Source organism: Novosphingobium sp. DS6-6 (assembly GCF_057784975.1).
The window spans coordinates 422,607-435,423 of the sequence record NZ_JBYNTS010000001.1 but is presented as its reverse complement, the minus strand read 5'-3'; the positions used below and the strand labels follow the sequence as shown (position 1 = coordinate 435,423).

Here is a 12,817-nt window from a genome sequence, read left to right as displayed (position 1 = left end):
TCGCGCGGTGCTGCCTGCAAGGCCACCCGGCGGATATAAAGAAGTCTTTATATAAACATTGCCCTGCGCCGGCGGACCGGCTAAGAGCAGCCCGTCAACGGGCCTGCGCGGCAGGCCCCTTCGCGTGAAGACGCTTATTGAAACGGAGATACCTCGTGGCCAGCGCGCTCGAAGCCAACAAGGATTATGTAATTGCCGATCTTGGCCTGGCGGACTTCGGCCGCGCCGAAATTGCCATTGCCGAAACCGAAATGCCCGGACTCATGGCGTTGCGCCAGGAATTCGGCGCGTCGCAGCCGCTCAAGGGCGCGCGCATCACCGGCTCGCTGCACATGACGATCCAGACCGCGGTGCTGATCGAAACCCTGGTTGCGCTGGGCGCCGACGTGCGCTGGGCCACGTGCAACATCTATTCGACGCAGGACCACGCCGCGGCCGCCATCGCCGCGCGGGGCATTCCCGTCTTCGCGGTGAAGGGCGAGAGCCTGGCCGACTATTGGGACTATGTCGGCCGCATTTTCGACTGGGGCGATGATACCGCCAACATGATCCTCGACGATGGCGGCGATGCCACCATGTTCGCGCTGTGGGGCGCGCGCGTGGAAGCGGGCGAAGACCTGTTCGAGCCGGGCAATGTCGAAGAGATCGAATTCTGCCGCGCGCTCAAGGCTTTCCTCAAGGCCAAGCCGGGCTACCTGACGCAGAGCGTGAAGGCCATCAAGGGCGTTTCGGAAGAAACCACCACCGGGGTGCACCGCCTGTACCAGATCGCCAGGGAAGGCAAGCTGCCGTTCCCGGCGATCAACGTGAACGACTCCGTCACCAAGTCGAAGTTCGACAATCTCTATGGCTGCAAGGAATCGCTGGTCGATGCGATTCGCCGTGCCACCGACGTGATGCTGGCGGGCAAGGTGGCCTGCGTTGCCGGTTTCGGCGATGTGGGCAAGGGTTCGGCCGCGTCGCTGCGCAACGGTGGCGCGCGCGTGATGGTAACGGAAATCGATCCGATCTGCGCGCTCCAGGCCGCAATGGAAGGCTATGAAGTGGTGACGATGGAAGACGCCGTCACCCGCGCCGATATCTTCGTCACTGCCACCGGCAACGAAGACGTGATCACGGCCGAACACATGAAGGCCATGAAACCCATGAGCATCGTGTGCAACATCGGCCACTTCGACAGCGAAATCCAGATTTCGGCCCTCTCGAACTACAAGTGGACCGAAGTGAAACCAGGCACCGACCTGGTCGAATTTCCCGATGGCAAGCAGATCATCGTGCTTGCCAAGGGCCGTCTGGTCAATCTGGGCTGCGCCACCGGCCACCCCAGCTTCGTGATGAGCGCCAGCTTCACCAACCAAACCCTGGCCCAGATCGAATTGTTCACCAAGAGCGAGCAATACCGGAACGAAGTCTATGTGCTGCCCAAGCATCTCGACGAAAAGGTGGCCGCGCTGCACCTTGAAAAGCTGGGCGTGAAGCTCACCACCTTGAGCGACAAGCAGGCCAGCTATATCGGCGTCACCCCGCAAGGCCCGTTCAAGCCGGACCACTATCGTTATTGATCGCAATTGATCACCTGGGCAGCCGCCCCGGTCACCAGCGCCCCGCATCCTTACCGATGCGGGGCGTTTCGCCGTGCCGCAGCGCCGCGCAATCGGGCCAAATTCTCTGTACGCCCGGTTGTGTTTCGGCCGGTTGCGGCCTAGCCATGGCGTGATGTTGCCCCATTCGCCCGCTGCCGATGCCATGACCGTTGCCGTGGCATTGCTGCTGGCCGGCTGGACGCTGGCCGCTGCCTGGGCGGTATTGGCCGCCCGCGCCCGCATGCGGCGGGCCGAACAGGCCGAGCGGCTGGCCCGCAAACTGGCCCGCATGGTCGACGAGGCCCCGGCGCTGCCCCTGCTGGTGCGGGCCGACGGGCGGATCGAAGGGTCCTCCCGCCTGGCCGGCTGGATGGGGCTCGATGCCATGCCCGGTTACCTGACCGAACTTGACGCCGGAGAAGGCCGGGGGCTGGATGCGGAAACGGTCGCCCATCTGACCCAGGCCGTGCGCCACACGCAGAAAACCGCGTCGCCTCTCGCGCTGTCCCTGGTGCCGCGCAGCGGCGCGACTGCCCTGGCAGTGCGCGGCAACCTTGCCGATCCCCGCATCGCGCCGGGCGGCTCGGCCTTGCTGTGGTTTTTCGATGCAAGCGACAGCGTGGCCGAAATTCGCGCGCTGCGGGCCGAGGCGGCGCAGGCCCATGCCGACTTTTCCGGGCTGGCCGGCCTGATCGAAGCCGCGCCGCTGCCTATGTGGTTTCGCGATCCGGCCATGCGGCTGCGTCTGGTCAACACCGCCTATGTGCGCGCGGTGGGCGCGGCAAGTGCGGCCGACGTCGTTGACAAGGGGATCGAACTGGTAGAGCCGGTCGACGGATTGAGCGCGGCGCACATTGCCGCCGATGTCTTCGCCCAGCGCCGGCCGGCCGAACGGGTGGTATCGGCCACGATCAACGGCCAGCGCCGCACCATGCGGGTCAGCGATCTGCCCATCGCCGGTGAAGGCGTGGCGGGCTATGCCGTCGATATCGAGCAGATGGAGGAGTTGACCCGGCAGTTCCGCCGCTTCCGCGACGCGCAGCGCCAGATGCTCGATACGCTCTCGGCCGGAATTGCCCAGTTCGACGCCGGCCGCAACCTGGTCTTTGCCAACCAGCATTTCCTGCGCATTTTCGGCATCAACACCGCCTGGGTCAACGATACCCCCCCGTTCGACCGCGTGCTCGATCGGCTGCGCGACGGCGGCCGGCTGCCCGAAGTGCGCGACTTCCCGGAATGGCGGCGCGAGCGCCAGGCCTGGTTCCTGGCGCGCGAGCCACGGGAAGAGCCCTGGCATCTCCATGACGGCACCCACTTGCGCGTGGTGGGACAGCCTATGCCCGATGGCGGGCTGTTGCTGATTTTCGAAGACCAGACCGAGCAACTGCAGCTTTCCGCCACGCGCGATACGCTGTTGCGCACCCGCACCGCCACTTTCGACAACCTGTTCGAATCGCTGGCCGTGTTCGGGCCGGACAGCCGCCTGCAATTGTGGAACCGCCGCTTCATTCACGATTGGGCGCTGGACGAGGAATTCCTGGCTACGCATCCGCGGGCCGATGCCTTGCTCAAACGGCTGGCCGGGCTGCTGCGGCGCCCGGCACAGGTTGGCGCCATCGGCCAGGTGATTCAGGCCGCCACGCTGGAGCGCAAGCAGACCACGGGCCGCCTGGCGCTGGCCGATGGGCGGCATCTCGAATTCGCTGGCGTGCCGCTGCCCGATGGCAATGGCCTGCTCACCGTGCTCGACATCACGGATTCGCAGAAGGCCGAAGCCGCGCTGCGTGAACGCAACGCCGCCTTGATGGAGGCGGACGCCGTGAAAACGCGGTTCATCGCCAATATGAGCTATGAATTCCGCAATCCGCTCAATTCCATCGGCGGCTTTGCCGAAATGCTGCAATCCGGGCTGGCAGGCGAATTGACGCCGCAAGCGCGCGATTATGTCGCGGCGATCCTTTCCTCGGTCGAACGGCTTGGCGAGCAGATCGAGAACGTCCTCGATCTGTCGCAGAGCGAGGCCGGCATGCTGCCCCTCGCGCGCGATCCGGTGGATATGTTCCCGCTTCTGGCCGATGTCGTGCGCGAACGGGCAGACCGGATCGGCCATGCAGGTCTCACGCTCGATCTGCGGGGAAGCACGGCTGTGGGCAAGGTGACGGGAGACGCGCGCCGGTTGCGCCGCGTGTTCGGCCAGTTGATCGACAATGCGATCGCCGCCACGCCCGGCGGCGGGCGCATTCTGGTGGAATGCACGCGCCGCGCGCATGATTTGCGCGTGGTGATTTCCGACAATGGCCGGGGCATGGACCCGGCAGCCCTGGCCCGCGCGATGGAAGGGCTGAAGATCGCTGCCGATGGCCGCACCGCGGAACGGCGCCAGGGGCTTGGCCTGCCATTGGTGCGCCAGCTGATCGATGCCCATGGCGGGCAGTTCGAGCTGGTTTCCGAACCTGGTATCGGCACCAGTGCCATCGTGACGCTGCCATGATGGCGCTTCCGCTTCCCGATCTGGCCGCCACGGCGGCGCTTGCCGGCCGGATCGCCACACGGCTGCGCGCGGGCGATGTCGTGGCGCTGGAGGGAACACTGGGCGTTGGCAAGACCACGCTGGCCCGCGCTTTGCTGCGCGCGCTGGGGCACGAGGGCGAGGTGCCGTCGCCCAGTTTTACGATTATCGAAACCTATGATCCGCCGCTGGTTCGACTGCCGGTGGTCCATGCCGATTTCTATCGCCTGCAAGACCCGGCAGAGGCGGCGGAAATCGGGCTGGACGACTATCGCCAGGACGCTGTGTTGATTGCCGAATGGCCGGATCAAGCCGGCGGTTTCGCGCACGAGGCCGATTGCCTGACGCTGCGTCTGGAAATCGCGGAAAACGGGCGGCGGGCCATTGTCTTGCCCGGCAAGGGATGGTTAGAGCGGCTGCCATGACCAGCGATCTTCCTGCCGGAATCGATGCCTTTCTGGCCCGTGCGGGCTGGGCGGGCGCCATGATCGATCCTCTGCCCGGCGATGCTTCGTTCCGCCGCTATTTTCGCGTGCGGCGCGGCGATGGCACGGCCATGCTCATGCATGCGCCACCGCCGCAGGAAGACCCGCAGCCTTTCCTCCGCGCGGCGCGCTGGCTGGATGGCAACGGCCTGCGCGCACCGCAGATCCTGGCCGATGATGCGGCGCAGGGGTGGGTCCTGCTGGAAGACTTCGGTACTGTGCGCATGCGGGAATATGTCGATGCCTGGCCGCAGGACGAAGAAGCGGTCTATCGCGCCGCCATCGACACGCTGGTGCAGCTTGCGCGCCTGCCAGCCGGGCCGTTCACGGCCTATGGCATGGCCGAATATCTGCGCGAAGCGCGCCTGTTCATCGATTGGTTCTGTCCGGCAAGGGGCCTTTACGTCGATGGTGCCGGCTGGCAGGGCGCGTGGGAACAGGTGCTTCGCCCGCTGCTGCCGGCGCAACGCCCCGGCGTGACCGTGCTGCGCGATTATCATGCCGAAAACATCATGCTGCTGGGCGGGCTCGATGCCCAGGGTCTGCTCGATTTCCAGGATGCGCTGGCTGGCCATCAGGCCTATGATCTGGTCTCGTTGCTGCAGGATGCCCGGCGCACGGTTTCACCCGAACTGGAAGCGCGGATGTTCGACTATTACCTGTCGAAAGTGCAGCCGGAGGGCGATTTCCTGGCAGACTATGCGCGGCTGGGCGCGCAGCGCAACGCCAAGATCGTGGGCATCTTCGTGCGCTTGTGGAAGCGCGACGGCAAGCCGCGCTATCTCGACTACATCCCCCGGGTCTGGGCGATGCTGGAACGCGATCTGGCCCATCCCGCGCTGGCTCCGGTGGCGGACTGGTTCGATGCCAACATTCCGGCAGAGCTGCGCGATCCGGCTGGCTGCCTTGGCGGAACTTTCGCGGCATGAACAGCGATGCGCGAAAGGCGCTGGTTTCCGACACGGCCATGGTGCTGGCCGCGGGGATCGGCAAGCGCATGCGGCCGCTGACCGTGACGCGGCCCAAACCGCTGGTGCGCGTGGCCGGAAAGGCCCTGATCGACCACGCGCTCGACAAACTCGCCGAAGCGGGCGTCAGCCGGGCGGTGGTCAACGTCCACTACCTGGCCGATCAGCTCGAAGCGCACGTACGCTCCCGTCGGATGCCCAGCGTTCTGGTTTCCGACGAGCGCGCGCAATTGCTGGAAACCGGCGGCGGGTTGATCAAGGCCTTGCCGCTGATCGACCGCGACACGTTCTTCTGTCTCAACAGCGACAATATCTGGCTCGATGGTCCGCGCAACGCTTTCGCCGCGCTGGGCGATTTCTGGGACGAGGACCGCATGGACGCGCTGCTGCTGCTGGTCAGCCACGCCCGGGCGTTCAACTATACCGGGCTGGGCGATTTCCATATCGATCAGATGGGCGTGGTTTCGCGCCGCGCCGCCGGCCGGGTGGCACCTTACATCTTCACCGGCATCCAGATCGTATCGCGGCGCCTGCTGCGCGATCCGCCGCAGGGCAGCTTTTCCACCGGGCGCCTGTGGGACCGGGCGATTGCGGAAGGGCGCCTTTACGGACTGCCGCACACGGGGTTGTGGTATGAAGTCGGCGCGCCTGAAATGATCGCGCCTACCCAGGCCGCGTTGACGCATTCCTGATGGCCGGCGCGATGGCAGAAAAAGGCCGCCCGCGCATCTATACCATCGCCGCGCATCGGGGCTTTGCCGATGCGCTCGTCGCCGGGCTGATCCCGCGCTATCGCGAGGATGGCTTCGGTCTCGCCCGGCTCACCCTGCTGCTGCCCAGCCAGCGCGCGGTGCGCAATCTGACCGAGGCATTCGTCCGCGCATCCGGCGCCGGGCTGCTGCTGCCGCGCATGGCCGTGGTGGGCGATCTCGATCTTGACGAAACGCTTGGCGCACTGCTCGATCCGCTCGGCGGCGGCGCGGTGGCGCCCCCTGCCTGCGATCCCGCCTTGCGCCTTCTTCGCCTGGCCGCGATCCTGCGCGAGGAACTGGCCACCATCGGCATCGTGCGTGGCGAGGCCGGCCTTCTGCGCCAGGCGCGCAGCCTTGCCCAGTCGCTCGACAGGCTGGCGGCCGAAGACGTGACCGCCGAACAGCTGCTGTCGGTCGACATGGTGCCCGACCTTGCAGAACATTGGCAGGAAAGCCTGCGCCTGTTCGCCCGGGTGCAGGTGCGCTGGCAATTCGAACTGGAGGCGCGCGGCCAGGTGGACGCCCCGGTGCGCCGCAACCTGCTGCTTTCCCATGCGGCACAACGCTGGCGGGCCGATCCTCCGGCGTTTCCGGTCATCGCCGCAGGGGTTACTTCCGCTGCGCCGGCGATTGCCCGTCTGCTGCGCAGCGTGGCCGATCTGCCCCAAGGCGCGGTCATACTGCCCGATCTCGATCTGGCGCTGGACCCGGCGGTGTGGGATGCCCTGGGCCAGGCCGGTGCCAGCGCGGAACCCGGCGGCGCGCCTTTCGGCCGGGGCGATCAGGTCACCCATCCGCAATATCATCTCAAGCTGCTGCTCAATCGGATGAGCGTTTCGCGCGATGAAGTGCGTCCCTGGCATCGTGCCGGCATGGCGGCCGCCCCGCCGGCGCGCAGCCGGGCGATTTCCAGCCTGTTTCTGCCGCCCGACGCCAGTACCGCCTGGGTTGCGCTGCCCGCCGGCGAGCGGCGCCTTTCCGGCGTGCGTTTGATGCACAGCGCCCATCCTGAAGAAGAAGCGCAAGCGATTGCCGTGCTGGTGCGGCAGGCCCTGGCCACCCCGGAGCGCCGCGTCGCGGTGGTGACGCCCGATCGCGCGCTGGCCCAGCGTGTGATCGCCCATCTCGGGCGCTGGAACGTCGTGGCCGACGATACCGCCGGACGGCCCCTGCCGCAAACGGTGGCCGGCCGCTTTCTGCTGCAACTGGCACAGGCCTGGGCCGAGCGCGCCGCGCCGGTCGCGCTGCTGGCCTTGCTTGGTCATCCGCTGGTCATGGCGGGCGAAGCGCGGGGCGCTTGGCTCGAACGGGTGCGCCAGCTCGATCTGGTGCTGCGCGGCCCGCGGCCCGGCCCGGGTCTTGCGCCGATCCGCGATGCCGTGCGGGCCACCGAAAACCGCCATCCCGGCCTTGCGGACTGGTGGGACGGCGTCGAACTGCTGCTGGCGCCATTGTTGGCAGGGCATGATGCGCTGCCGCTTGCCGCCACGCTGACACTGCTGGCCGACCTGGCGGAGGCACTGTGCGGCCCCGCGATCTGGGCCAATGCCGACGGGCGCTGCCTGGCGCAGTTCATGGAACAATGGCGCGACGCGGCGGCACAGGCCGGCGGCCTGCCCGTCGAACCGGCGGAAGTGCCGGCCCTGCTGCGCGATGCGATGGACGAGATCGCGGTGCGTCCGCCCTATGGCGGCCATCCGCGCCTGGCGATCTATGGCCTGATCGAAGCGCGGATGAGCAGGGCCGATCTGGTGATCTGCGGCGGCCTGACCGAAGGATCGTGGCCGGCCGCGCCCGCGCCCGATCCGCTGCTGGCGCCGCCCGTGCTGCGCGCGCTGGGCATTCCCGGCGCCGATTTCCGCATCGGCCTTGCCGCGCATGATCTTGCCGCGATGCTCGGCGCGCCAGAGGTGGTGCTGAGCTTTGCCGGGCGCGATGCCGCGGGGCCGGCCATACCGTCGCGCTTTCTGCTGCGCATCCGCGCCATGCTGGGCGAGGAGGGCGTGGTGTGGGAACGCGAGGCCGTAACGCTTGCCCAGGCGCTCGACACCGCACCCCAGGCTGCCGCCTATCCACGACCGCGGCCCAGCCCTTCGCCCGAACAGCGGCGGGTGGACATCGCCGTGACCGCCCTCGATCGCCTGCGGTCCGATCCCTATCAGTTCTATGCCTCGGTCATCCTCGGCCTCAAGAGCCTGGATCCGCGCGATGCCGATCCCACCCCGGCCTGGCGCGGCACGGCGGTGCACGCCATTCTTGAAGCCTGGCATCGCGCGGGCGCGCCGCCGGGCGAACTGGTGCCGCTGGCCGAGCGTGCTCTTGCAGAGATGAGCGCGCATCCCTTCATGCGCAGCCTGTGGCGCCCGCGGCTGACCGCCGCCCTGGCCTGGATCGAGGCGGAGCAGGAAGATTTACGGCGCGAGGGCCGCGAAGTGGCCGCGTTCGAATGCTGGGGCGAAACCCGGATCGACGGCATCCGCGTTTTCGGCCGCGCGGACCGGATCGATCGCCTGGCCGATGGCACCCTGGCGATCGTCGATTACAAGACCGGCACCCCGCCGTCGGGCCGGATGGTGCAGGAAGGCTTTGCCCTGCAACTGGGCCTTGTCGGCCTGATCGCGCAAGCCGGCGGCTTTCGCGACAAGGCTGGCCGCGTGACCGTGGAGGGCGAACCCACGCGGTTCGAATACTGGTCCCTGGCGCGCAATCGGGAGCGCGGGTTCGGCTATCGCGACGAGCCGATCCTTGAAGGGCGCAAGAAATCCGGCATTCCGCGTAGCGATTTCCTGCCCGAAACCCGGCGTTTCCTGAACGATGCCCTGGCGCGGTGGATTTTGGGCAGCGAGCCGTTCGTCGCGCGGCTCAACCCCGATCTGCCCGGCTATGCCGATTATGACCAGCTCATGCGGTTGGAAGAATGGCAGGGTCGCGATTTCCGCGGCAATTCTGGCGCAGCATGAGCCAGGTCTATCCGCTGGCCGGCAATCAGGCCCGCGCCGTGGCGCCGCACCGCACCGTGTGGCTCAGCGCATCGGCCGGCACAGGCAAGACGCAGGTCCTGTCCGCGCGCGTGCTGCGTCTTCTGCTGCAGGACGGGGTAGAGCCTGAAAACATCCTGTGCCTGACGTTTACCAAGGCCGGCGCGGCGGAAATGGCCACCCGCGTCAACGATGTGCTGGCGCGCTGGGTGCGGCTTCCCGAGGTTGAGTTGTTCCAGGAACTGTCTGCCATCGGCGCTGACGCCCGGCCCGAGATCCTGAAGCGGGCGCGCAGCCGCTTTGCCGCCGTGCTCGATTGCCCGGGCGGCGGCCTGCGGATCGAAACGATCCACGCCTTTTCGCAGTGGCTGCTGTCCGCCTTTCCGGTCGAATCCGGCCTCTTGCCCGGCACCCGCGCCATGGAGGACCGGGACCGCGACCTGCTGGTGCGCGAAGTGCTGGCGCAGATGCTGGTCGAGGCCGAGGAAGCGGGCGATGAAACCCTGCTCGATGCCCTGGCGCTGCTCGCGCTGCGCATGGACCAGGGCGCGGTCGTCGGCTTCCTGCTGCGCTGTGCCGGGTTGATCGATCTGTGGCAGGAACCAGGCGCCTGGCGCCCGCCGCTGCGGCCGCGCGTCAACCAGATGCTGGGCCTTGCTGCCGATGAAGACGGCAGCGGCATCGCCGCGCTTTGCGCCGACGAAGCGTTCGATATCGCTTCGGTGCGCTGCTGCATGGCGGCCAATGCCGCCTGGGGCACTGCCAGCGGCGCCGATGCGGCCAATGTGATGGGCGATTGGCTGGCGTCCGCGCCGGAAGCGCGCCTTGCCGGGCTGGACGATTTTGCCAGGCAGTTCCTAACCGCCAAGGGCGAGGCGAAATCGACCCGCAATCTCGAAAGGCACGAGCCCGCCTATGGCGATTACCAGGCCCGCGTGATTGCCGGGATCGCCGCGGTGCGCGAGCGTATCGCGCTGGTCAATCTCGCTGCGCTGCTCGATCCCGCGCTCACCGTGGGGCGGCGTTTCGCGCTTGCCTGGGAAGCGGCCAAGGCCCGCGAAGGGTTCATCGATTTCGACGATCAGATCCGCGCCGCCGCCGCCCTGCTGACCGAGCGCACCACAGCCGACTGGATTCGCTACAAGCTTGATCGCCGGTTCGATCATGTGCTGGTCGACGAAGCACAGGACACCAACGAGGCGCAATGGCGCATCGTTCTCGATGGTCTGGTGCAGGATTTCTTTGCCGGCGAGGGCCAGCGCGAACGCGATCCGCGCACGCTGTTCGTGGTGGGCGACTACAAACAGGCGATTTTCCGCTTCCAGGGCACCAGCCCGGAAAACTTCGCCAGGGCGCGCGAGCGGGTACGCCGCGAACTGGCGGGCCTGGCCGATGTGACGGCCGACCCCGAACGCGCGCTGCTTTCGCTGGGCCTGGGGCAATCCTATCGCACGGCAATGCCCATCCTGGCGTTCGTGGATCGCGCCATTGCCGCGATCGGGCCGGAACGGTTTGGCCTGCCCGAAGCGCCGGAACCGCATGTGGGCGATATGCGCCCTGGCCTGGTCCGGCTGTGGCGGCCGGTGGGCGGCCTCGCCGATGCGGGGGAGGACTTGCCTGACGCGGGGGAGGAGGGGGCCGAAAACTGGCTGTCGCGCCCCGATCGCGATCTGGCCGACAGGCTGGCACGCCAGGTGCGGCATTGGCTCGACATCGGCTTTCCGTTGCACAAGGGAACGCCGCGCAATGCCCGCGCCGGCGACGTGATGATCCTGGTGCGCAAGCGCAAGGACCTGGCCGGGCTGATCGTGGCGCGATTGCATGCGCGCGGCGTACCCGTGGCAGGCGTCGATCGTCTGCGCCTGGGCGCGCCGCTGGCGGTCAAGGACCTTATCGCCGCGCTGCGCTTTTGCGCGCAGCCGTTCGACGATCTCAATCTGGCCAATTTGCTGGTTTCGCCGCTGGTCGGGTGGAACCAGGACGATCTGCTGGCGCGGGCCTATCGCGCGCCGGGCGTGACGCTGTGGGCTCATCTCGTGCGCAGCCGCGAACCCGCCACGGTGCAGACGGTGGAACAGTTGCTGGAACTGTTGCGCCGGGCCGATTTCGAGCCGCCGGCGCAGTTGCTGCACTGGCTGCTGGTAGGGCCGTGGTCGGGCCGCTTCCGACTGGTGGCGCGGCTCGGGCGCGAGGCGAACGACCCCATCGACGAGTTGCTGAATGCGGCCATGGCCTATGCCACGGGCCAGGTGCCCAGCCTTGTCGGCTTCCTCCGCTGGTTCGACAGCGGCGATGGCGAATTGAAGCGGGAAGCGGGTCAGGCGGCCGATCTCGTCCGGGTGATGACCGTGCATGGCGCCAAGGGGCTTCAGGCGCCCATCGTGATCCTTGCCGATGCGGCCGACGATCCCGATGCCGCCATGGCGCGGGGCGTGGAACTGACGGAAGAAGGGCCGGGTCAGCGCCCGCGCGTGGTGCCGCTGCCGGTTTTGCGCAAGGAAGAGAAAGCCGCACGCGTTCGCGCGGCCGAGGAGCGGGTCCTGCAAGAGGAGCGGGCAGAGCACTGGCGCCTGCTCTATGTGGCGCTCACGCGTGCCGAGGAAGCCCTGTTCATCGCCGGGGCCTGGCCACCCGCGCGCAAGGAACTGCCGGTCGATAGCTGGTATGCCCGCCTGCAGCCGCTGTTCGGGCAAGACGATGGCGCGGACGGGAACGGGGGCTGGACGCATGATCCCGTCTGGGATGGCGCGTGCGACATCGGCGCGCTGGGTCCGCCCGTCTTGCAAGTGGCGCAAAAGGGCGAGACGGTGGACCTGCCACTGCTGCCGCCCTGGCTTACCACGCCGGTCGGCGCGGAACCGCGGCCTCCGCGGCCGCTCGCGCCATCGACGCTGGGAGAGGAAGACGCGCCCGATCCGCCCACGCGCCCTGGCCCTGGCGCCTTGCAGGCGGCACGGCGCGGCACCTTGATCCACAAGCTGATCGAGCGCCTGCCGGCCGTCCGCCCGCCCGAACGGGAAGCGGCTGCGCAGGCCTGGCTTGCACGGCAAGGCGCGGATTTCGATGCAACTGACCGGGCCGACATGCTGCGGGCCGCGCTCGCGGTGCTCGATCATCCCGACTGGCAAGCGGTGTTCGGTCCGGCTTCGCTGGCGGAAGTGCCCGTCGCTGCTGTGGTGGAAGGGCGCGTGGTATCGGGCACGATCGATCGCCTGCTGATCGCGCCCGACCGGATATTGATCGTGGATTTCAAGACCGCGCGGCGCCCGCCGGCAGACCTTGCCGAAGTGCCGCAGGCCTATCTGCGCCAGATGGCCGCCTATGCCGCCGCGCTCGCCGCGATCCACCCCGATCGCCCGGTCGAAGCGGCCCTGCTCTATACCCATGCGCCGCACCTGATCGCCATTCCGGGCGAGGTGCTGGCCCGGCACCGGCCGGCGTTGTCATAGCGGCGCGAGGTGGGCATAGCTTTGCAAGGGATACACGCAGCAAACCTTTCAGCCGCGCCCGTTGCCAAGCGCCGGGCACACCCTAGATAGTCA

The 12,817-nt window shown here is 67.7% G+C and carries 7 protein-coding genes; all 7 read left to right on the top strand.

Features of this window, described 5'->3' with window-relative positions; genetic code table 11:
- The first annotated feature begins 155 nt into the window (after window positions 1–155).
- Window positions 156–1,562, top strand: coding sequence for an adenosylhomocysteinase (gene ahcY / locus AC3EDY_RS01995; RefSeq protein ID WP_488570761.1), 1,407 nt, complete (start codon window positions 156–158; stop codon window positions 1,560–1,562).
- Window positions 1,563–1,716: 154 nt separating this feature from the next.
- Entirely contained in the window at window positions 1,717–4,074 is a 2,358-nt protein-coding gene (locus tag AC3EDY_RS01990) for a sensor histidine kinase (RefSeq protein ID WP_488570760.1), read from the top strand.
- On the top strand, window positions 4,074–4,517 hold the full coding sequence (tsaE, locus tag AC3EDY_RS01985; RefSeq protein ID WP_488570852.1) for a tRNA (adenosine(37)-N6)-threonylcarbamoyltransferase complex ATPase subunit type 1 TsaE: 444 nt from the start codon (window positions 4,074–4,076) through the stop codon (window positions 4,515–4,517). The genes AC3EDY_RS01990 and tsaE overlap by 1 nt, the downstream gene beginning before the upstream one ends.
- Window positions 4,514–5,506: an aminoglycoside phosphotransferase family protein gene (locus AC3EDY_RS01980; protein ID WP_488570759.1), complete on the top strand. Its 993-nt coding sequence runs from the start codon at window positions 4,514–4,516 to the stop codon at window positions 5,504–5,506. Before tsaE ends, AC3EDY_RS01980 begins: the two co-directional genes overlap by 4 nt.
- Entirely contained in the window at window positions 5,503–6,237 is a 735-nt protein-coding gene (locus AC3EDY_RS01975) for a nucleotidyltransferase family protein (protein ID WP_488570758.1), read from the top strand. Before AC3EDY_RS01980 ends, AC3EDY_RS01975 begins: the two co-directional genes overlap by 4 nt.
- Before the next feature lie 11 nt (window positions 6,238–6,248).
- Window positions 6,249–9,257, top strand: a complete 3,009-nt coding sequence (addB, locus tag AC3EDY_RS01970) for a double-strand break repair protein AddB (protein ID WP_488570757.1) — start codon at window positions 6,249–6,251, stop codon at window positions 9,255–9,257.
- The gene (gene addA, locus AC3EDY_RS01965; RefSeq protein ID WP_488570756.1) at window positions 9,254–12,724 is read left to right on the top strand and encodes a double-strand break repair helicase AddA; all 3,471 of its coding nucleotides are present in this window, start codon (window positions 9,254–9,256) and stop codon (window positions 12,722–12,724) included. Before addB ends, addA begins: the two co-directional genes overlap by 4 nt.
- The last annotated feature ends 93 nt before the right edge of the window (window positions 12,725–12,817 follow it).